The sequence below is a fragment of the Amycolatopsis sp. NPDC051102 genome (assembly GCF_040682815.1).
In the GTDB taxonomy this organism is placed as follows: domain Bacteria; phylum Actinomycetota; class Actinomycetes; order Mycobacteriales; family Pseudonocardiaceae; genus Amycolatopsis.
On the sequence record NZ_JBFBBT010000024.1, the window covers coordinates 1 to 20,982 of the forward strand.

At 71.9% G+C, this 20,982-nt stretch carries 17 protein-coding genes; 6 read left to right on the top strand and 11 right to left on the bottom strand.

Features of this window, described 5'->3' with window-relative positions; genetic code table 11:
- Positions 1–111: 111 nt before the first annotated feature.
- The 3 genes from glmM to rplM form a co-directional block, all read right to left on the bottom strand.
- Positions 112–1,446, bottom strand: coding sequence for a phosphoglucosamine mutase (gene glmM / locus AB0M93_RS40540; RefSeq protein ID WP_364284749.1), 1,335 nt, complete (start codon positions 1,444–1,446; stop codon positions 112–114).
- 200 nt (positions 1,447–1,646) lie between these two features.
- Entirely contained in the window at positions 1,647–2,168 is a 522-nt protein-coding gene (rpsI, locus tag AB0M93_RS40545) for a 30S ribosomal protein S9 (RefSeq protein WP_364284751.1), read from the bottom strand.
- A 14-nt stretch (positions 2,169–2,182) separates the two neighbouring features.
- On the bottom strand, positions 2,183–2,635 hold the full coding sequence (rplM, locus tag AB0M93_RS40550) for a 50S ribosomal protein L13 (protein ID WP_004560141.1): 453 nt from the start codon (positions 2,633–2,635) through the stop codon (positions 2,183–2,185).
- Positions 2,636–2,896: 261 nt separating this feature from the next.
- Here rplM and AB0M93_RS40555 point away from each other — a divergent pair, with 261 nt between their 5' ends.
- Both AB0M93_RS40555 and AB0M93_RS40560 read left to right on the top strand, forming a co-directional pair.
- A complete protein-coding gene (locus tag AB0M93_RS40555; RefSeq protein ID WP_364284753.1) occupies positions 2,897–3,790 on the top strand; it encodes a hypothetical protein in 894 nt (297 codons plus the stop codon).
- Between the two features lie 26 nt (positions 3,791–3,816).
- Complete coding sequence (locus tag AB0M93_RS40560; RefSeq protein ID WP_364284755.1) at positions 3,817–4,527, top strand: DUF4333 domain-containing protein; 711 nt, start codon at positions 3,817–3,819, stop codon at positions 4,525–4,527.
- 86 nt (positions 4,528–4,613) lie between these two features.
- Here AB0M93_RS40560 and AB0M93_RS40565 read toward each other — a convergent pair whose 3' ends face one another.
- From AB0M93_RS40565 to eccCa, 5 genes are all read right to left on the bottom strand, one after another.
- Complete coding sequence (locus AB0M93_RS40565; RefSeq protein ID WP_364284757.1) at positions 4,614–4,907, bottom strand: WXG100 family type VII secretion target; 294 nt, start codon at positions 4,905–4,907, stop codon at positions 4,614–4,616.
- 59 nt (positions 4,908–4,966) lie between these two features.
- Positions 4,967–5,293 carry a WXG100 family type VII secretion target gene (locus tag AB0M93_RS40570; RefSeq protein WP_364248249.1) on the bottom strand — a complete coding sequence of 109 codons (327 nt, stop codon included), beginning with the start codon at positions 5,291–5,293 and terminating at the stop codon, positions 4,967–4,969.
- Positions 5,294–5,548: 255 nt separating this feature from the next.
- A complete protein-coding gene (locus AB0M93_RS40575; protein WP_364284759.1) occupies positions 5,549–5,887 on the bottom strand; it encodes a hypothetical protein in 339 nt (112 codons plus the stop codon).
- A gap of 14 nt (positions 5,888–5,901) precedes the next feature.
- The gene (locus AB0M93_RS40580; protein ID WP_364284761.1) at positions 5,902–7,890 is read right to left on the bottom strand and encodes a type VII secretion-associated protein; all 1,989 of its coding nucleotides are present in this window, start codon (positions 7,888–7,890) and stop codon (positions 5,902–5,904) included.
- A 103-nt stretch (positions 7,891–7,993) separates the two neighbouring features.
- Positions 7,994–12,007: a type VII secretion protein EccCa gene (gene eccCa / locus AB0M93_RS40585; RefSeq protein ID WP_364284763.1), complete on the bottom strand. Its 4,014-nt coding sequence runs from the start codon at positions 12,005–12,007 to the stop codon at positions 7,994–7,996.
- Between the two features lie 303 nt (positions 12,008–12,310).
- Here eccCa and eccD point away from each other — a divergent pair, with 303 nt between their 5' ends.
- Both eccD and AB0M93_RS40595 read left to right on the top strand, forming a co-directional pair.
- Positions 12,311–13,675: a type VII secretion integral membrane protein EccD gene (gene eccD / locus AB0M93_RS40590; protein WP_364284765.1), complete on the top strand. Its 1,365-nt coding sequence runs from the start codon at positions 12,311–12,313 to the stop codon at positions 13,673–13,675.
- Between the two features lie 20 nt (positions 13,676–13,695).
- Positions 13,696–15,315, top strand: a complete 1,620-nt coding sequence (locus AB0M93_RS40595) for a type VII secretion-associated serine protease mycosin (protein WP_364284767.1) — start codon at positions 13,696–13,698, stop codon at positions 15,313–15,315.
- A gap of 21 nt (positions 15,316–15,336) precedes the next feature.
- On the opposite strand, the gene AB0M93_RS40600 is transcribed toward AB0M93_RS40595, so the two are convergent.
- From AB0M93_RS40600 to eccB, 3 genes are all read right to left on the bottom strand, one after another.
- On the bottom strand, positions 15,337–16,338 hold the full coding sequence (locus AB0M93_RS40600) for a WXG100 family type VII secretion target (protein WP_364284769.1): 1,002 nt from the start codon (positions 16,336–16,338) through the stop codon (positions 15,337–15,339).
- Positions 16,335–16,652: a hypothetical protein gene (locus AB0M93_RS40605; protein ID WP_364284771.1), complete on the bottom strand. Its 318-nt coding sequence runs from the start codon at positions 16,650–16,652 to the stop codon at positions 16,335–16,337. Before AB0M93_RS40605 ends, AB0M93_RS40600 begins: the two co-directional genes overlap by 4 nt.
- 65 nt (positions 16,653–16,717) lie before the next feature.
- Entirely contained in the window at positions 16,718–18,364 is a 1,647-nt protein-coding gene (eccB, locus tag AB0M93_RS40610; RefSeq protein ID WP_364284773.1) for a type VII secretion protein EccB, read from the bottom strand.
- A gap of 606 nt (positions 18,365–18,970) precedes the next feature.
- On the opposite strand from eccB, the gene eccE reads away from it, so the two are divergent.
- A complete protein-coding gene (gene eccE / locus AB0M93_RS40615; protein WP_364284775.1) occupies positions 18,971–20,206 on the top strand; it encodes a type VII secretion protein EccE in 1,236 nt (411 codons plus the stop codon).
- Positions 20,203–20,922 carry a hypothetical protein gene (locus tag AB0M93_RS40620; RefSeq protein ID WP_364284777.1) on the top strand — a complete coding sequence of 240 codons (720 nt, stop codon included), beginning with the start codon at positions 20,203–20,205 and terminating at the stop codon, positions 20,920–20,922. Before eccE ends, AB0M93_RS40620 begins: the two co-directional genes overlap by 4 nt.
- Positions 20,923–20,982 lie beyond the last annotated feature (60 nt).

Consider the following 20,982-nt stretch of genomic DNA (forward strand, 5'->3'; position numbering starts at 1 on the left):
GGGGGGTGGGTTGTTTGTTAACATCCTCCGGTGTCCCTCGGGTTGGGCGGCGGGGGTTTTTTTTTTTTTTTTACCTCCTTCTACCCCCCCGCCTGAACACTCACGACGGCGTCAGGAAACCGCTGAGACGACGCCCGCGAGGCGGTCGGCCGCGGCCTGGGCGGTGGCCTGGGCCGGGGCCTCGACCATCACGCGGACCAGCTGCTCGGTGCCGGACGGGCGCAGCAGCACCCGGCCTTCCTCGCCCAGCTCGGCCTCGACCGCGCCGACGGCGTCGCGGACCTCGGCGGAACCGGCGACGGCGGCCTTGTCGGCCACCGGGACGTTGACCAGCACCTGCGGCAGCCGGTTCATCACGGCCGCCAGGTCGGCCAAGGACTTGCCCGTCGCGGCCATCCGGCTCATCAGGCGCAGCGCGGTGAGCAGGCCGTCGCCGGTGGTGGCGTGGGCCGGGAGCACGACGTGGCCGGACTGTTCGCCGCCGAGCGCGTACCCGCTGGCGCGCAGCTCTTCGAGGACGTACCGGTCGCCGACCGCCGTCGTCACGACGGTGATGCCGTGCGCCTTCATGGCCAGGTGCAGGCCGAGGTTGCTCATCACGGTCGCGACCAGGGTGTCCTTGGCCAGCTCGCCGGACTCGGCCAGCGAGAGCGCCAGGACCGCCATGATCTGGTCGCCGTCCACCAGCTCGCCGGCGGAGTCGACGGCCACGCAGCGGTCGGCGTCGCCGTCGTGCGCGATGCCCAGGTCGGCGCCGTGCGCGACGACGGCCTTGCGCAGCTGCTCCGGGTGGTTGGAGCCGCAGTGGTCGTTGATGTTGATGCCGTCCGGGTCGGCGTGCAGGGCCACGACCTCGGCGCCGGCGCGGCGGTAGACCTCGGGCGCGGCGGCCGACGAAGCCCCGTTGGCGCAGTCGACGACCACCTTCAGCCCGGCGAGCGGGTGCGGCGTGGCGTCCAGCAGGTGGGCGGCGTAGCGGTCGAGGGCGTCTTCGACGTCCGTGACGCGCCCCACACCGGCGCCCGTCGGGCGGACGGCGCCGGCGGACAGGCCGGCTTCGATCTCGTCCTCGATGCCGTCGGGGAGCTTGTGGCCGCCCGCGGCGAAGAGCTTGATGCCGTTGTCCGGCATCGGGTTGTGCGACGCGGAGATCATCACACCGAGGTCGGCCTCGAGCGCGCCGACCAGGTACGCGACGGCCGGCGTGGGCAGCACGCCGACGCGGCGCACGTCGGCGCCGGCGGACGTCAGGCCCGCCACGACGGCGGCCTCGAGCATCTCGCCGCTGGCGCGCGGGTCACGGCCGACCACGGCGACCGGCCGGTGCGAGCGGTCGTGCGCGGCGAGCACGCGGGCGGCGCTGGCCGCCAGTGCCAGCGCGAGCTCCGGCGTCAGCTCGGCGTTGGCCAGGCCACGGACCCCGTCGGTCCCGAACAGGCGTGCCATCGATCGACCTCCTCAAAACGGTCACGATCGCGTGACCACCACGACAACCTAGCGACCCTGACGGACCGCGTTCCCCCACCCCGGTGATGTCGTTCCGGACTGCGCAAACGACACGGCCCGGATCCGGGTACCCCGGAAAACGCCGGAGCGCCCATCCGATGGACGGATGGGCGCTCCGGTGAGTTGCGCCAAGGGCGCGATCAGCGCTTGCTGTACTGCGGGGCCTTGCGGGCCTTCTTGAGGCCGTACTTCTTCCGCTCCGTGGCGCGCGCGTCACGGGTCAGGAAGCCGGCCTTCTTGAGGGCCGGGCGGTCGTCGGCGTCGACCTCGATGAGCGCACGGGCGATCGCGAGGCGCAGCGCGCCCGCCTGACCCGAGACGCCGCCACCGTGCAGGTTGGCGAAGATGTCGAACGAGTCCGGCTTCTCGACCAGGACCAGCGGGTCCTTGATGAGCTGCTGGTGCACCTTGTTCGGGAAGTACTCCTCGAGGGTGCGGCCGTTGAGCTTGAACTGACCGGTGCCCGGGACGACCCGCACGCGGACGACGGCTTCCTTGCGGCGGCCGACGGTCTGCGCGTTGCCACCGGCGGCGCGCGACGGGCGCGGGGCGGCGGCGGACTCGCTGGTGGCGACCGGGGTCTCACTGGTCGCGACGGCGCCGGTCTCGGTCGCCTCGGTGGCCTCGACGACCTCGGGGGTCTCGGTCTCGGTGCTGGTCACAGACTGTTCCTCACTCACTGCGCGACCTGCGCGATCTTGGTGATCTCGCGCGCCTGCGGCTGCTGCGCGGCGTGCGGGTGCTGCGGGCCGGCGTACACCTTCAGCTTCTTCGCCTGGGCGCGGCCGAGCTTGTTCTTCGGCAGCATGCCCTTGACGACCTTCTCGACAAGGTGCTCGGGCTTGGTGTCCAGCAGCTCGCCGAACGAGCGCTTCCGCAGACCGCCCGGGTAACCGCTGTGCCGGTACGCGAACTTCTGCTCGCGCTTGTTTCCGGTGAGCGCGACCTTCTCGGCGTTGACGATGATGACGAAGTCACCGGTGTCCACGTGCGGGGCGTAGGTCGGCTTGTGCTTGCCGCGCAGCAGCGTGGCGACCTCGGTCGCCAGCCGTCCGAGCACGACATCCTCGGCGTCGATCACGTGCCAGGCACGAGTGACGTCGCCGGGCTTGGGGCTGTACGTGGGCAAGGGTCTACCTCGTCGTCAACATTGCGTGTGGGTTCTGTGCGGGCCTAGCGCTTACGCGCCGCAGCGCACAACGACATATGAAGATACCCCCACGGTCACCGCACCCGCGCATGGGGGGTGGTGGATGCGCCCATATTAGGCTCCTAGCGGCCCGGGCGCAGCCGGGACCCTACCGGATTTCCGCGCCGAAGCGCCCGCACGCACCGCCGCGGCACGCGAGGATGGAGCGATCCGGGCGGCACCAGGCGAGCAGGGGACGGCATGAGGAAACGAGCGACGGCGATCTTCGTCCTGGGCGCCCTCCTGGCCCTGGTCAGCGCCTGCGGCCAGGCGAAGGCGGGCACCGCGCTGCCGAAGGGCGACGACGCGGCCGACTACGTCGGCGCCAAGTTCGAGCAGGTCATCGACAAGCTCTCCGGCGCCATCACGGACTCGCGCGACGTCACCAACTCGCTGGACGCCTACTTCAAGTTCGACGACAAGTGGATCCACAGCACCGTGACGTCGGCGCGCACCGGCAACCCGGAGAGCCGGGCGGTGCGGCACCGGTCGCAGAAGAACCCGGACGAGATCATCGACACGTACACGCCCGCGGAGGGCGCGGTCGAGTACACCTACCTCGGCCCGATGTACGTGCAGAAGGGCGTCTCGCCGACGGCGTGGGTGTCGATGCCGAAGCCGGAGGGCGGCCTGGTCGTGCCGTGCGCCTGGGGCGGGGTGCTGACGCCGTGCCGGATGGCGGACTCGACCGTGGAGGTGTACGAGGCCGACAAGCGCGCGGTCCGCGGGGCGAAGAGCCTCGGCGACGGCAAGACCGCGCTGACGGTGAACGTGCCGTTCGGGATCTTCGTCAAGGACAAGGTCGAGATCCTGCCGCCGAGCATCACCGGCCAGGTCGGGCCGGAGCTGAAGAAGGCCGCGGTCCCGGCGACGATCACGCTCAACCCCGACGGCAGCCTGGCCTCGTTCGTGATGGAGGCCAAGTTCGCCGGCGACGGCCACCAGCTCGAGCTCAAGTACGAGTTCCGGTTCACCGGCAAGGCGAGCCTGCAGGACATGCCGAAGCTGCCGGACGCGAGCCAGATCACCGTCCTGCCGGACCGGGCGGCGATGGACGACTTCTACCGCCGGCTCGGCGAAGCGCAGGGCAGCTGAGTGACCACGACCCGAGGTGATCTCCGATGACAACACCGTCGCCACCATCCCGGCCCCCCGACCCGCGGCAGCCGCAGTGGTGGCAGCCGCCGTCGACGCCGCCGGGTGCGGCGCCGCAGCCCGGCGCGTGGCAGCCGGAGCAGCAGGCGACGGGCCCGCACGCCGGGCAGTGGCAGCAGACCGCCGACCCGGCCGCGGGGCCGGCCACCGGCCCGTGGCCCCCGGCGCCGTCGGGCTCGTTCTCCGGGCCGTGGCAACCGGGACAGGGCAGCGGCCCGTGGCAGCCGCCGTCCCAGCCCACGCCCCAGCAGCAGCCGCCGGCAGCGGGACACGGGCAGCTGCAGTACGGCGGCGGGTTCCAGGGGTTCCAGCCGGCGCAGTACGGCGGCCTGGGTGCGTTCGCTGCGGAGCCGGAGAAGAAGCCGAAGTCGAAGAAGCCGCTGCTGATCGCGGCCGCCGCGGTCCTGGTGCTCGCGCTCGGCGGCGGCGCGGCGTGGCTGCTGGGGGCGTTCCGCGGGGACGTGCTGGACCAGCAGTCCCTTCAGGACGGTGTGGTGAAGGTCCTGAACGAGAACTACGGCGAGCCGGACGTGAAGAACGCGCAGTGCCCGGCGAACGAGGCCGCGCAGAACGGGACGACGTTCGACTGCACGGTCACGATCGGCGGGCAGCAGAAGAAGGTGACCGTGCGGGTGCTCAACGACCGGCCCGAGTACGAGGTCGGCGCGCCGCACTGAGCCGCGCGGTTTTCCTTGCCGGCCAACGGAAAACGGCGGGCCCCGCACCGGAGTGCGGGCCCGCCGTGGTTTCCGGGACTACCGGCTCAGAACAGGCTCTCGACGGCGTTGTCCGTGGCCTGGTAGCCGTCGGCGATCTGGGGCAGGGCGGCGGCGATCTGCGCCAGAACCTGCTTCATGTCCTCGAACTTCTGGTCCCAGGTGCGCTGCGCCGCGTCGTACTGTTCCTTCGCGGAACCGGTCCAGGTGGTGACCAGCGGCTTGAGGTCGTCCTTCAGGCGGTCGAACGAGGTCTGCAGCTCGCCACCGGTCTGGGTGCAGTCGTCGGCGGCCGCGCGGATGGTGGCGTAATTGACGAGAATGCCGGGAGTGTCAGGCATGATGAGCTCCTTTTGTGCGGAGGAAGTTCAGGTGAAGTTTCGGAAAGTTCGGGTGGAACTCAGCCGAGCTGGTCGAAGCCCGCGTTGACGGCGCTGAGGATCTCCTGCTGCTGCTGCTCGGAACGCTCGTACTTCGAACCGGCCTCGCGGAGCAGCTCACCGATGCGCTGCAGGGCCTGCGCCATGCCGCGGGCGTCGTCGTCGAACCGCATCATCACGTGGTTGAACGCCTTCGCGGCATCGCCCGACCAGCCGGCCCTGGTGGCCTCGATGCGGTCGCGCAGGGTCGCGAGGTTCTGGTCCATCTGCGCCCGGACCTCGGTCACCTTGCCTTCGGCGTCCGTGAACTGGGCAACTGTCCCTTGAAAACCAGGCCCACCGCTCATGTCGGGACCCCCTTCTGTGATGTGGAGTTTGGCCGCAACCAAGCTTGTTCGTTCGTACGGCCCTACGACGCAGACACTGCCATGCCCGGTTCCCCCTTGTCGTGGTTTGCCCGGAAGTAGTTGCTTGCGTTAACGCCCACCTGGGGAACCGGTCGCCGCGGGTATCGGGAGAACGCAGCGAAGCGGTGGGGCGTCACCCGTAAATGCGTTCGCTACCAGCGGGATTAGCACGCGCACAGCAGCCGCGGCGCGCTTTCACTGATCGCGCTGCAGAATTCGCATCTGGGAAAAGTCTTCGTCGTCGTCACCCGATCGAGGGGTTCGCGCGGGAGATTGCGAACGCGAAGGAACCGGATCGGGAACCGCCAGCCCGCGGGCGCGGCGGAACCGTTCGGCGGCCGCGCGCAGCGTGCCCGGCGTCGGGTCGCCGGACTTCGTGCCGCGCCCGCTCTGCTTCAGCAGGTCGGCGTTTTCGCTGTGGTGGCGCTGGTTCCGCGCCTTCGCGGTCCCGGCGACGCGACGCGCGTGCGTCACCGCGTCCTGGCCGGCCCGCTTGAAGGACGCCGCGGCGCTTTCGAATTCTCCGGACGGCACCGCGTGCCCGCCTCTCAGTTGAGGATCTCGACGGTGCGCACGGCCTGCACGCACGCGGCACCGACCCGCTCCCGCAGCCCGTCCGTGGCGTACTGGCAGCCGACGTGGACCCGGATCCGGCCCTTCGCCACGACGTACCAGTCGACCTGGAGGTCGGGCCGGTCCGGCTTGCTTTCGTGGTACCCGATCACGGTCTTCCCGGCGTACGACAGGCTCGGGTTGAACGCGCTCCAGCGCGCCGGGTCGCCGTCGGCGCTGCGCTTGAGCTCGTCGACGAGCTTCTGCGGATTCGCGGTCGCGTCGTAGTCCATGACGTACTCCTGCGCGACCAGTAGGTCGTTGCCGCCCTGGGACTCCTGCGGGTGGATGACGACCTGCCGCTCGGCGACCCGGTCGTCGGTCTGCACCCAATCTTGGGGCGCGACGAACTTGAAGTCGTACTGCGAGAACGTGTGGCCGCTCTCGACCTGGTTCCCCGAGTCGCGGAAGACGAAGATCCCGCCGACGACGAGCGCGGCCACGACGACCACCGCGATCCCGACGACGCCCCACAGCTTCCGGCGGCTCTTCGCGGCCGGCTCGGGCGCGGGGCGGACCCCGGACGGCGGGCCCGGCTGGGCGGGCTGGCCGGCGGGCGGCGTCCACGGGCGGACCGCCGGCCGGCCGGGCGGCGGGGTCGGCGGCGGCGCCGGGCGGTTCGCGTTCGGCGGGAACCCGGCCGGGGCGCGCGGCGGCACCGGCCGCGGGGCGACGTCGCCGGGCCGGACGATCTCGGTGCGCTGGGCCGCCGGGCCGGCGGCGGCACCCGGCACCGACGCCAGCCGCGCCATCGCCTCACCGGGCAGCGCGCCGGTGCGGTCCGGGTCCACCAGCACCGCCCGCAGCGCGCCGCGCGCGACGACCGTCTCGGGCTGGTCGAGGCTCGTCGGCACGACGCCGGTGCGTTCGTGCACCAGCCGCGAGATCATCGGGATCCGGCTCGACCCGCCGACCAGGAAGATCGCCGTGAGCTGCTTCGGCCGCAGACCGGCGTCGCCGATCGCCGCCACCGTCAGCTCGACCGCGCGGCCCAGCGGCGCCGCGATCAGCCGTTCGAGGTCTTCCCGGGTGACGTGCGCGTCGGCGAACGGCGGCGGCATCGGCACGTCGGTGTAGGCGTGCCGCGACAGCGTCTCCTTCGCGCCCCGCACGTCCTGGCGCAGCACGCGGCGGCGGCGCCGGTCGACCAGCTCGCGCCCTTCGACGAGCTGGCGCCAGGCGTCCGGGTCGGCCGCGGCCACCAGCGAACCGATGTGTTCGAGCAGCGCCTGGTCGATGTCCGCGCCGCCGAAGCCGGGGTCACCCCGGGTAGCGAGCACCTGGAAACCGCCGCGCTGCGGACGGCCGGCGCGGTCCCGCCCGGGCTCCGGCGGCAGCCGCCGGACGACGCTGACGTCGACCGTGCCGCCGCCGAGGTCGAGCACCGCGAGGGCGTCGCCGGGGCGGCCGCTGAACTCGACGGTGCGGTCGTTCGTCACGTCCTGCGGCGCGAACGTCGCCGCGTGGTACACCGCCGCCGCGACCGGCTCCGGCACCAGCGCGACCTCGCGCGCCAGCCCGCCGGCGGCCTGCCGCAGCAGCCGGGTGCGGATCGCGCCCCAGTCCGCCGGGTGGGTCAGCACGAGCAGGTCGACCTCGGCGTCACCGGCCAGCCGGCGCGCCTCGGCCACCGCGCGCCCCAGCACGGCGTGCACGACGTCGGTGACCCGCAGGACGCTCTCGCCGAGCAGCAGCTCGCCCTCGTCGATCCGGCGCTTCGGGTTCGGCTCGTACCGCGACGGGTCGACGGCCGCCTGCCGCTCGGCCTCCTGGCCGACGAACAGCGTGCCGTCCGCCGCCGCGTACACCGCCGAAGACATCAGCGGCTGGCCGTCGATCACCACGACCTGCGGCTCGCGCCCGTTCACCGAAGCGACGACGCAGGTGCTCGAGGTCCCGAAGTCCACCGCAACCCGGACCGTCACCAGCAGCTCCCGCAGTCTTCGTCGCGATCCCCCGCGCCCGGCCGGCGGGGCGCGTCCCCGGGGAGGAACCTACCCTCCGCCGTGCGGCGCCCCGCGGCCGTGCTCAGTCCGGCTGGATCCACGACACCTGGATCAGCTGCTTGCCGTTCTTGCGGGTGAGCATGTTGCCCCGGCCCGGCGGCATCGCGCTCGGCTTGATGTTGCCGACCAGCGGCCCCTCGTCCCGCGAGCCGTTCATCACCATGCCCGGCGCCGCGATCTCCTTGAGCTTGCCGATGATCGGGTCGTACATCGCCTTGCTCGCGCCACCGGTGCGCCGCACGACCACCAGGTGCAGGCCGACGTCCTTGGCCTGCGGGAGGAAGTCGGAGATCTTCCGCAGCGGGTTGGTGCTGGAGGTGGCCACCAGGTCGTAGTCGTCGACCAGGATGAACAGCTCCGGGCCCTTCCACCAGGACCGCGTCTTCAGCTGCTCCTGCGTGACGTCCGGCCCCGGCAGGCGCCGCGTCATCGAGTTGAAGACGTCGTTGATCATGCTTTCCAGCTGCGCCGCCGACACCGCGTACCCGAGCAGCGAGTCGCCCTGGATGAACCCGAGCATCGTGCGCCGGTAGTCGACGAGCAGGATCAGCCCCTCCTTGGCGGTGTAGCGCTCGGAGATGCCCCGGGCGATCTGCCGCAGCAGGTTCGTCTTGCCCGACTCGCCGTCCGCGAAGGCGTAGAAGTGCGGCTCGGCGTTGAAGTCGAGGTAGATCGGCTGCAGGTCCTCTTCGTTGACGCCGATCGGGATGAGCTTGGAGTCCCGGGCGGAGTCGAGCTTGAGCACCTCTTCGTAGGTGATCAGTTCCGGCAGCAGGCGGACCTGCGGCGCGACACGGCCGCGCCAGGCGCCCTTGATCTTCGCCACCGCGTCGGCCACGCCGGCCGCGATCGTCTCCGGGTCGCTGGAGCCGTCGATCCGCGGCAGGCCGCCCAGCATGTGCAGCTTGTCCCGGGTCAGGCCCCGGCCCGGCCGCCCGGCCGGGATGTTCACCGCGATCCGCCGGTCGATGTCCGACTCGGTCGGGTCACCGAGGCGCAGCTCGAACCGGGTGCCCAGCATGTCCTTGATCGCCGGGCGGATGTCGGCCCACCGGTTGGCGGCGATGATCACGTGCACGCCGTAGGACAGACCCTGCGTGGCGAGCCGGGTGATCGTGGTTTCGAGCTCTTCGAAGTCATCCCGCAGGGCCCGCCAGTTGTCCACGACCAGGAACGCATCGCCGAACGGGTCCTGCTCCGGCCGGATCTCGCCGCGGCGCTTGCGGTTGCGGAACTCGGTCATCGAGTCGATGCCCATCGCCCCGAACCGGCCTTCCCGCTCGGTGAGCAGGGTGGTCAGCTCGGCCACGATCCGCCGCGCCTTGTCCGGCTCGCGCCGGGCCACCGCGACGCCGCCGACGTGCGGCAGATCCGCGAGCCCGGCCAGGGTGCCACCACCGAGGTCGAGGCAGTAGAACTGCGCCTCCTCCGGCGTGTGCGTCAGCGCCATCGACATGATCAGCGTCCGCAGCATCGTCGACTTGCCGGTCTGCGGGCCGCCGACGATCACGCCGTGCCCGGCCGCGCCGGAGAAGTCCGCCCAGAGCGGGTCACGCCGCTGCTCGTACGGCCGGTCGATGATGCCCAGCGGCACCTGCAGCCGCCCGTTGCCGAAGAAGCCGACCGGGGACAGGCCGCGGTCGTCGGTCGGGTTCAGGTTCGGCAGCAGGGTGTCGAGCGAGTTCGGGTCCTTCAGCGGCGGCAGCCACACCTCGTGCGCCGGCGGGCCCTGCCCGATCAGCCGCGAGACGATGACGTCGAGCTCGCTGGGTTCGACCGCTTCTTCGGGCTGCCGCTGCTCCTCCTTCGGCGCTTCCTCGATGAACTGCGGTTCCGGCTCCTTCGGCAGCTCGACGAAGTCCGGGACGAACAGCTGCGGCCGCTTGTCGGCGCGGACCACGGTCGCCGCCGGGCCCGCCGCCTTGAGGCCGGCCGGCCGGTACGGGCCCGAGACGTAGGCGGCCTTGAACCGCACCAGGGTCGACGTGTCGTACTTGAGGTACCCGCCACCGGGGACCGACGGCAGCTCGAACGCGTCCGGCACGCCGATCGCGGCGCGGGACTCCGCGGCCGAGAACGTCTTGAGGCCGATCCGGTACGACAGGTGCGAGTCGAGGCCGCGCAGCTTGCCCTCTTCGAGACGCTGCGAGGCGAGCAGCATGTGCATCTGCAGCGACCGGCCCAGCCGGCCGATGGCGACGAACAGGTCGATGAAGTCCGGCTTCGCGCTCAGCAGTTCGGAAAACTCGTCGCAGACGATGAACAGCGCGGGCAGCGGGTCGAGGTCGGCGCCGTTTTCGCGCGCCTTCTCGTATTCCCAGACGTTCTTGAAGTTGCCGCCGTTCTTCAGCGCTTCCTGCCGCCGGTTCATCTCGCCGGCCAGCGCATCCTTCATGCGGTCGACCAGCGTGACCTCGTCCGCGAGGTTCGTGATGACGGCGGAGACGTGCGGGGCCTTGTCCAGGCCCATGAACGTCGCGCCACCCTTGAAGTCGACGAGGACGAAGTTCAGCGTCGACGACGAGTGCGTGGACAGCAGGCCCAGCACCAGGGTGCGGAGGAACTCCGACTTGCCGGAACCGGTCGCCCCGATGCACAGGCCGTGCGGGCCCATGCCTTCGGCGGCGGCTTCTTTGATGTCCAGCTCCACCGGCTGGCCATACTCGCCGACGCCGAACGGCACGCGGTAGCGGTCGCGGATCGGGCGCGGCCGCCACGCCTGCTGGACGTCGAAGGTCATCGGGTCGCCCGGGATGCCGAGCAGTTCCAGCAGCGACGGGTTGGACAGCAGCGGCTCTTCGTCGCCGACGTCCTGCCCCGCGGCACCGCCCACGCGGTAGGGCGAGATGAGCCGGGCCAGCGACTCGGTTTCGACCAGGCTCAGGGTGTCCGGGCGGCCGAACCACTCGACGCCGCCGGCGCTGCGCGCGCCGAGGCGGTCGGGTTCGACGACCAGCCGGAGGCCGCGGCGGGCGGCGAGGTTGCCGAGGGAGTCGGACAGGTCGATCAGCGTGACGCCGACCAGGCCCTCCTCCAGCACGATCTGCTCTTCGCGGGTGACCTCGGCGTCGTCGATGATGATGACGACGTGCGGCTGGTCCGGCGCCGGCGTGGCGTTGCGGGAGAAGCGCTGGCGGTCACGGAGTTCTTCGTCGAGCCAGTCTTCGATCTGGGCCAGCGAACCGGCCATCATGCGGAGCTGGCCGATGCCGTCCGACATCGTGGGGTGCTGGACGTGCGGCAGCCACTTCGCCCACTCCCACTCCTCCTTCGCGCGGCCCGCGGTGGCGACCGCGATCAGCACGTCGTCGGGGCTGTGGAAGGTGACCAGCTGCGCGAGCATCGCGCGGGTGAGGCCGCGGGTCAGCGCGCGGTCGCCCTGCATGCTCACCGCGGCGAACCCGCGCAGGGTGATCTGGGTCGGCAGGTCCGGGACGATCGAGTGCGCGCGCACGAACCGGCGCAGCGCGAGGGTGGCGATCGGCTCCAGCTCGTCGACCGGCCCCGTCTGCGGCGGGACCAGCCGCGTGGCGAGGCGGTGCGAGCTGCGCCCGACGCGCAGGTGCAGGAAGTCCTGGTCGTTCTGCCGCCGTTCCCACATGCGGCGGCTGGCGGCCAGCGACCAGAGGGACTGCGGGTCGGGGTGCACCCATTCCAGGGCGGCGCGCTGGTCGACCATCGCCTCGCGGGCGCGGTCGCGCATCTGGCCCAGGTAACGCAGGTAGTCCTTGCGGTCTTCGTCCATCTCGGCGCGCTTGGCACCGCCGCCCTTGCCGCCACCGCCGGCCATCATCCCGAGCGTCCCGACGACCATCATGCCGCCCATGGCCATCATCATCGGGTTCCGCCCGCTGGCGGTGAACATGAAGACCATCATCCCGATGGAGGCGAAGATCATCACGATCGGCAGCGCCTTCATGACGATGTTGCCGGGGATGACCCGCGGCACCTCGGGCGGCGGCTCGAGGTGCACCTCACCGCCCGGCGGCCGCGGTGCCGCCAGCCGCGGCGACTTCTTGAACTGCAGCGTGCTCATCGAAGGACCCCTCTTCAAACTCGACGATGGCGGCCACCGCAAGGTGTGCGACCAACCTATCGAACGGCCCCGCGGGATTCCGCCGGATGCCGGAACCCCTCGTGAACGCTGCCCATCGTCGTCAGGCGAGTGTACGGCCCGGCACCGACAGTAATGCCGGGTCGCGGCGGTGGGCTTTTGCTTGCCGGTGAATTTCGGACGTTCGATGATGCCGGTGCCGGGGTTCGGTATAAGTTCCCCCGGGAGCAGTATCGACCGAGCGGGGGCAGTGCAGTGGCCACGGGCACGACAGTTTTCAGCAGGGTGACGGTCGTCGCGCCCTCCACGCGGATCGACGTCGCGCTGCCCGCCGACGTCGCGGTGGCCGACCTCCTGCCGATGCTGCTGGACATGGCCAAGGAGACCTCGCCCGACGGCGGTGCCCGGCACGGCGGCTGGGCGCTGGCGAAGCTCGGCGACGCGCCCCTCGACCCCAGCCGCACCCTGGCCTCGCTCGGCGTCGTCGACGGCGAACTGCTGCAGCTGCGCAAGCGCAACGAGAACCCGCCGCCGCCGTTGTACGACGACGTCGTCGACGCCATCGCCGAGTCCTCCCCCGACAGCTTCCGCCCGTGGACCAAGGAAACCGCCAACCGGTTCGGGCACATCGCCGGCGGGCTGGCGCTGTTCGCCGCCGCCGTCGCGTTGTTCATGAGCGGCTCGCTCTACGGCGGCAGCGCGCTGGGCGCGGCCATCGCCGGGGGCATCGGCGCGATCGCGTGCGTCGCGATCGGCGCGACGCTCGCCAAGGGGTACCAGGCGGAGCAGACCGGCGTGCTGATCGCCGCCGCGGGCGGGCTGCCACTGGCCTTCGTCAGCGGCTTCTACATCGTGCCCGGCCTGTCGATGCGGGCGAACCTGCTGCTCGGCGCGGTCCTGGTGATCATCGTCGCCTCGGTCTGCATCATGGTGATCGGCGCCGGCATCACGACGTTCATCGCGGCGGCCACCGCGGGCACCTTCGGCGCGCTGGCCTTCCTGTTCGGCACGCTCGTCGCGCACCCGGCGGCCGGGATCGCGGCCGGCACCGTCGCGGTCGCCCTCGCCTGCATCTCGATCCTGCCGCGCGCCACGATCTGGCTCGCGAAGCTGCCGCTGCCGCACGTCCCGAGCAACGCCGAGGAGCTGAAGGAAGACTCCGGTTTCCCCGACTACCGGGCGATCGAGCGCCGCACGGCCGTCGCGCACAACTACATGACCGGCCTGATGGTCGGCTGCGGCGCCACCGTCGCGGTGGCCGCGATCATCGCCGCCACCGCGCCCGGCGCGTTCGGGATCATCCTCGGCGTCGTCGCGACGCTCGTCCTGCTCCTGCGCGCCCGCGCGTACGCCAACGGCAGCCAGGCGATCGCCCTGCTCACCACCGGCCTGGTTTCGGCCACCGGGATCGCCGTCGGCTGGCTGCTCACGGCGAACGCGCAGAACCGCCTGCTCTACGTCTTCGGCGTGCTGCTCCTGCTGGCCGCGGGGGCGCTCGTGGTCGGCGTGATCTTCCCCAACCAGCGGTTCTCGCCGCCGCTGCGCCGCACGGTGGAGATCATCGAAGCGATCTGCATCGCCTCGGTGCTGCCCCTCGCCCTGGGTGTGATGGACCTCTACACCACCCTGCGGCACCTGAACTTCAAGTGACCGGATCGGGTGAATCTCCGATGACTCCAGGACGGCGTTTCGGCACTACCCGGCGAACGACGACGGCCCTGATCGCCGGCACGATCGGCGTCCTCGCACCCCTCGGCGTGTTGCCCGCCCAGGCGCAGACCGCCCCGGCCGACGGCTACTTCGCGACCCCGCCCCCGGTCGACGAGAGCAAGCTGATCCCGGACGAGCGCAAGCCGGACAAGACCTACAAGCCGACGAAGGGCTGTGTCCAGCGCAGCACCCTCGGGCAGAACATCGTGCTCAAGAACCGGCCGTGGGGCCAGGACTACCTGCAGATCTCGAAGGCGCACGAAATCGTCAAGGCGGCCACGGGCAGCATCGGCGGCGGGGTGCGGGTGGCCGTGATCGACACCGGCGTCACCCGGCACCCGTGGTTCCAGAACCGGCTCCAGTCCGGTGGCGAGTACGTCGCGAAACCGTCGAAGGGCCAGCCGGACGGGCTCGAAGACTGCGACGGCCACGGCACCGAGGTCGCCGGGATCATCGCGGCGAAGCCGGACAACCCGGAGGTCGGGTTCATCGGCGTCGCGCCGGACGCGACCATCGTGTCCTACCGCCAGCTGAGCGAGAACTACGAGCCCGACACGCAGACCTCGTCGCCGCCGGCCAGCAGCAGCGGCACGCCGTCGTCGAGCACGAACCCGCCGGCCGGCTCTTCGCCGCCGCCGAGCAGCACGGGCGGCGGTGGCGGCAGCGGCGAGGGCGACCGGACGTCGCCCGGCCAGTCCAACGGCGGCCGCCAGCTCGAGAAGGCCGGAACGGCGGGCACGCTGAAGACCCTCGCCGAGATCATCCGCGGGATCGCCGACCGCAACGAGGCCGACGTCATCAACATGTCGGTCGACAACTGCCGGACCGCCGACGGCTCGATCACCACCGGCGAACAGCAGGTCCAGGCGGCGGTCCACTACGCGGCGTCGAAGAACATCGTGATCGTCGCGGCGGCGGGGAACGTCACCGACACCTGCCCCCAGAACGACCAGCCGAACGCGAACAAGCCCAAGACGATCGTGACGCCGCCGTGGTTCGCGGACGACGTGCTCTCCGTGGGCGCGATCGAGGAACAGGCCGGCAGTGTCGCTCCGTTCAGCGTGCACGGCCCGTGGGTCGGTGTCGCGGCACCGGGCACGAAGATCACCTCGCTCGACCCGGCTGAGGGCTCCGACGGCCTGGCCAACCTGACGTTCGAAAACGGTGACAAGGCCACCGAAATCCAGGGCACGAGCTTCGCGGCGCCGTACGTCGCGGGCCTCGCGGCGCTGGTGAAGGCGAAGTACCCGGACCTGACGGCGAAGGGCATCGTCAACCGCATCAAGGAGACGGCCCAGCACCCGGCGGCCCCCGGCGGGCGCGACAACTTCGTCGGCTACGGCGTCATCGACCCGGTGGCGGCGCTGACGCAGAGCCTGCCGTCGGAGGTGGGTGGCGCGGCGCCCAAGCCGGTTCCGCAGCTGGCCCAGCTCCCGCCGGCGAACGACCGCAACTCGACGCCGGTGATCGTGGCGCTGGCCGGCACGGCGGGCGGCGTGCTCGCCCTGCTGATCACGTTGTTCGTCATGCACACGATCCGCCGCAACCGCCCGGCCGAGGGCGACCCCCGCCGCCGCTGACCCAACCAAGTATCTCGCGGGTCACGTGGCGGGCGGTGCCGGGGGTTTCTTCGGCGGCGGGTTCTCGTCCTCGCCGATCACCGGCGGGGCGACCAGGCCCGGTTCGCCCAGCAGGTCCGATGACTTCGTGACCGGGCGGGTCTTCGACGGGCGGCGGGTCTGGCCGCCCGAGCCGAAGGCGCCGAAACCCATCATCGGCATCATCGGCATCCCGGACGACGACGAGCTGTGGTTGTCGTCCGCCGCGGGCGGCGCAGGCGGCGCGTCGGCGGGCGGGGCGGCGTCGACCGTGCCCGCGCCCGTGTGGCGGCCCTCCGCCGGTTCGCTCGCCGAAGACGGTGTCATGACCTCGTCGGCCGCGCCCGCCTCGTTCAGTGCGTCGTCGTGGAGCTTGAACTTCTCCTGCGGGTACCGGTGCCGGATCTCGATGGTCCGGGACGCCGCGTCGGGGTCGTCGACGCCGTCGCAAAGCCGGTCGAACGCCTCCAGCACGTCGCGCGCCGTCTCGTACAGGGCCTTCGCCGAGTCCTGCGTCTCCTGCAGCTGCGCCCGCGCCCGCTTGGTGCCGCCGCTCGGGAGCAGCATCGTCTCCGACGTCAGCTCGGCCGCGTCCACCAGCACTTCCACCAGGTCGACGACGACGTGGCGCAGCGTCGCCACCAGGTCGTCGAGGGCGGCGGCCAGGGTGGTGAGGGCCTCTTGGAGGTCGCCGCCCGCCGCGCCGATCTCGCGCATGTACGTCACGAACGCGTCCGCGTCGCGGCCCTCCCAGCCCGCGTCGAGGCGGCCGAGCTGGTCGTCGAGCCTCGTGGAGACGTCGGCCGCGGCCGACGCCGCCTGGCGCAGCCGGTCCGCTTCGGCGCCGAGGTCGGCCCAGCGGCCGAGCAGCGGGCGGAAGTACGTCTCGACCGGGTCGAGCACGCCGAGCTGCTGCGCGAGGTCGGACAGGTAATCCAGGTAGGGCTCGGCGGCCGCGGTGAGGTCCTCGCTCCCGGAGGCCACCGGCAGGGATCCGGTCGTCATCCGTCGAGCCTCCCCGCCCGCTTGATCAGCTCGGCGGCCTCGGTGTCCTGGCCGCCGTGGCGGACCGTCACCTGCCGCAGCGCCTCCGCGGCCGAACGCAGCGCCTCCGCGCCGTCGGCCAGCTGCCGCCGCAACGCGCCCGCGGCACGGCCGTACGAAGCGCCGAGGCCGATCTGCGCCCCCAGCGGCCCGTAGGACTCGTCGGTGACGTCGCCGCCGACCTCGGTCGCCGCCACGTCCAGGTCGTCCGCGGCGGTGTCGGCCGTCACCGCGTACCGGGCGACGACGACGGCGTCCATCCTCAAGCCGGCCACGGCAACCTCCGCTCACCAAAACGACCTTCGAGCGTCAGACGCCCACCGGGGCCCGGTGGTTCCGCTCAGTTCCCGGGCTGCGCGGCGGCCGTCGGGTAGGTGCCCGCGTTCGGGTCGATCGGCACCGAGTCGAACTGCCGCAGCACGTCCTGAGTGTTCAGCGACGCCCCGGTCGGCAGCAGCCCGATGATCGACTCCGGCGCGGGCTGCCGGTTGTTCAAGCCGATCGCGTCCGCGGTCTGGGCGTCCGGAACGCTGTAGCGGACGCCCCGGTCGGAGATCAGCTGGATCTGGCCCTTGCCGAAGCTGGCCTTGCCGGTGGCGGACTGGACCACCGCGGCGAACCCGGGCTTGAGGTAGAAACCGTTGAGCGGCACGCGGTTCGGGCCCGGCGTGGTCACCGTCATCGGGGTGAACTTCTCGCCGGCGCTCTTCTGGCCGGGCAGCTGCGTGTCGACGTACACCGAGGTGTGCCCGTCCTGATCGGGGCCGGACCCGATCAGCGACCAGCCCAGGCACGCGACCGACGAGTTCTTCGTCGCGTCGAGGATCGTCGGCACCGAGCGCGGGAAGTCGTCGACCGCGATGTAGTCGGGGTCGGCGGGCTGCATGACGTGCACGCCGGCGAGCTTGTCGAGGCCGAGCGTCTGGATCTTGCCGGAGCTGCCGTTCTTCGCCACGCGCATGATGTCGGCCACCGCGTTGGACACCCGCTGGATGCCGCTGCGGGTGATCGCCCAGTAGTTCAGCGTCGTCTCGCCGGCCTGCTGCGTGGCGAAGACGTCGCCCGCGGTCAGGCCGTCGAAGTCCGCCGGCGCCGAGCCGGCCGCGATCTTCGGCGGGCTCAGCTTCGCGACCTCGGGGATCGCGTTCAGCAGCCCCTGCGTGATCTTGCGCGGCGCGGGCGGCAGCTGCAGCGCCGTCCGGACGGCGTCGTTCGGGTTGTCGACGTCGATCTCGGCGCGCACGGTGTTCGCGTTCGGCCGGTTCCGGGAGCTCGGCAGCCGGTAGACGAGGTAGGTCTTGCCGTTGTCGGCCTTGGCCAGCAGCGCTTCGTTCTCCCCCAGCTCGGCACCGAGGCCGCTGGGCGCGATGCCGCCGAAAACGTAGGTGTTGGTGCGCCCCGTGTCGGGGTTCGGCAGCGACGGGTCGAGCTGAACCTGGTCGCAGACCGCCCAATTGGCGGAAATCCGCTGGGAATCCGTCGGGATCAGCTGCGGGCCGTCCGGAATTCCGGTCAGTTTGTCGCGCGGAATGTCCTTCAGCTGCTCGTCGGAAACGACCGTGGGATTCTTCACACTGCCCGGGCTCGCCGCCGCGGCGGGGGCGGGCGCCGCGGTCGCGCCACCGGTGGCGCTGCCGTTGCCGGGCTGCTTGCTCTGGGCCAGCAGCAGCAGGCGCGCCGAGGCGAGGTTGAAGGTCGGGATCAGCTTCTTCGGGTTGCCCGTGACGACGTACACCGTGCCGGACTGTTCGCCGATCACGATGTTCCCGGCCGCCGGCACCGACGGCGCCGGGCTGAGCAGCCCCCAGACGACGAACACGATCATGCCGAGCGCCCCCAGCACGACACCGACGATCGTGGCCCGCGTGTGGGTGCGCATCGGGTCGTGCAGCATCACCGCGTCCCGCCGGACCAGCGCCGACTGCATCCGCCGTAGGACGAACTGATACGCCTGGACCTGAGACTTAGTCGTGGGTGTTGATGGCATTCTCGACCTACAGCTCTCCCCGTCGCGGTACGGTTCCGCAGGATAGCCGTACGGGGACCGTCTGGTGTGGGGTTTCTACCAACTCAGGCTAGTCTCGGGCACCCCGGGACCCGGCTTCCGGGTATGCAGCAAGCACGAGGGGAAGAGAAAGCGGCGATGTCCGTCACCAACCCGCCACGCCCGCCTGGCCCGCCCGGGCCCCCGCCGCCCGGCCGCCAGCCGGGCCCGCCGCCGCGGCCGGGCAGACCCGGTGGTCCGGGTGGGGTGCCGGGCGGTCCCGGCGGCCCTGGCGGCGTTCCGGGTGCTCCCGCCGGCCCTCCCGGAGTGCCGACCGGACCCCATGGTGTCCCCGGCATGCCCCCGCGCGGGCCTGGTGGCCCCGGCGGGCGTCCCGGCCCCGGCGGGCCGGGTAGCGGTCCCGGTGGGCCTGGTGGTCCCGGTGGCCCGGCCGGTGGACCCGGTGGCCCGGCCGGCGGTCCCGGTGGACCCGGTGGCGGTGGCCCGGGCGGGCCTGGAGGTCCTGGCGGTCCCGGCGGCGGCTCCGGCGGCCCCCAGGGACCCGACGACAGCAGCCCGGCCTCTCCCCCGGCCGGCGGCGCGACCCGGATGGCGCCGCCCGCGCGGCGCCGGTCCTCGGGCATCACCCTCGGCCCGCTGCCCGTGGCGAACCTCGTCGTGCTCGAGGTCGGCCTCGCCATCGGCCTGGTGCTGCTCGCGATCGACATGTCGCTGAAGTACGTCGGCATCGGCATCACCGGCTTCGCCCTCATCGTCGCGCTGCTGCGCTGGCGCGGCCGCTGGTTCACCCAGTGGGTCGGCCTGACGCTGCGCTACTCCTTCCGCTCGCACGACCGGGTCGCGAACCCGCTGCCGCCGAGCACCGTCGAGGAGCTGGCCGCCGAAGAGACCTCGGTGACCGGCCCCGACGACGCCCGCGTGAACCTGCTGCGGATCGCCGTGCCGGACCTCGTCGTCGCGCACGGCGTCGACCACGAACGCCAGCAGGTCGGGCTCGCCTGGAACGACGGCACGTGGACGGCGGTGCTGCTCGTCGAGCCCACCCCGGCGTTGATCACCCAGGCCGACGGCGCGCCGAGCCTGCCGCTCTCGGCGCTCGCCCCCTGCCTCGAGGACCGCGGCGTGGTCCTCGACTCCATCCAGATGATCTGGCACTGCTACCCGGGCAGCGCCGCCCTGCCGTCGGACTCGCCGGCGCTCAGCTCCTACATGGAGGTGCTGGGCCCGCTGCCCGCGGCGGCGCGGCGGACGACGTGGGTGGCGATCCGGCTCGACCCGAAGCGGTGCCCGGCGGCGATCCGGGAACGCGGCGGCGGCGTCGTCGGCGCCCACCGCGCGCTGATCGGCGCGCTTTCCCGCGTGCGCAACGCTTTGGAGTCCCAGGGCGTGCCGACGCGGCCGCTGGACCCGGACGAGCTGCTGCGGGCGGGCATTTCGGCCGCGGAGCTGACGTCCGTGGCCGGTTCGCCCACCAAGGTGACGTTGCAGGAACGCTGGTCCGGCGTGACCGCGGCCGGCATCGGGCACGCGAGCTACGCGATCACCGGCTGGCCGAAGGGCAAGGTCACCAGCAGCCTGAACGCGCTGACGAGCGTCCGCGCGCTGTCGGCGACGCTGGCGATGTCGATCTCGCCGGCGTCCGACGAAGGCAAGATCGGCCTGCGCGGCGTGGTGCGGGTGAGCGCCCGGAACCCGCGTGAGCTCGACGCCGCCGACCAGCGGCTGCACGGGCTGTCCGAGCGGCTGGGGGTGGCCCTGACCCCGCTGCGCGGGCTGCAGGTCTCCGCGTTCGCCGCGACGTTGCCGATCGGAGGTACGGCATGAGCTCCCGCGTCCGCGACGCCGGGCAGAACAGCGGGGTGGCACCGGAGTTCACGGTGGACCCCGCGATGCTCGACGCGATCAGCCCGTCGGGCGACCGCGGCGGCATCGTGCTCGGCTCGGGGCTGAAGGGCGAGCCGCTGACCATCTCGGCGCTGCGCTCGACCCCGACCCGCATCGTGCTGGTAGGCGGGTTGTACCTGGCCCGCCAGGTCGCCATGCGCGCGATGGCCGTCGGCGCGTGGGTCGTGGTGGCGACCGGGCGCCCGACGGAGTGGCAGGTGCTCTCCCGGGCGGCCGGCAGCCGCGACGGGCGGCCGTCGCCGCTGGTGCAGATCCGCCGGCTCTCACCGGTCGAGCTGCCCCGGCCGTCGGAGGACGCGCCCCTGCTGGTCGTGACGGACGGCGGCCCGACACCGCAGGACCTGTTCCCGCCCCGCTCGCCCTGGCAGACGACGGTGTACGTGCTGCCGTACCTGCACCCCCAGGCGGGCATGACAGCCAACGCGGCGGACCTGGTGCTGATGCAGCGCCTCCCGGCCGGCCAGGCCGAGCTGGCGGGCCGGATCTGGAACCTGCCGCCCCAGATGATGCGCCAGCTGACGATGCTGAAGGACGACCAGGTGGTGGCCCTGGGCCGCAACCTGTGGCGGCCGCTGAGGCTGGTCACGACGCCCAAGGAGCAGCAGCTCCTGGGCCCGGTCCGCCGCGGCGACTGACCCTCACCTGTCGTGAGTGGGGGGGGCGTTTGAGGTTAATGTGGACCCCCCCAACCCCGT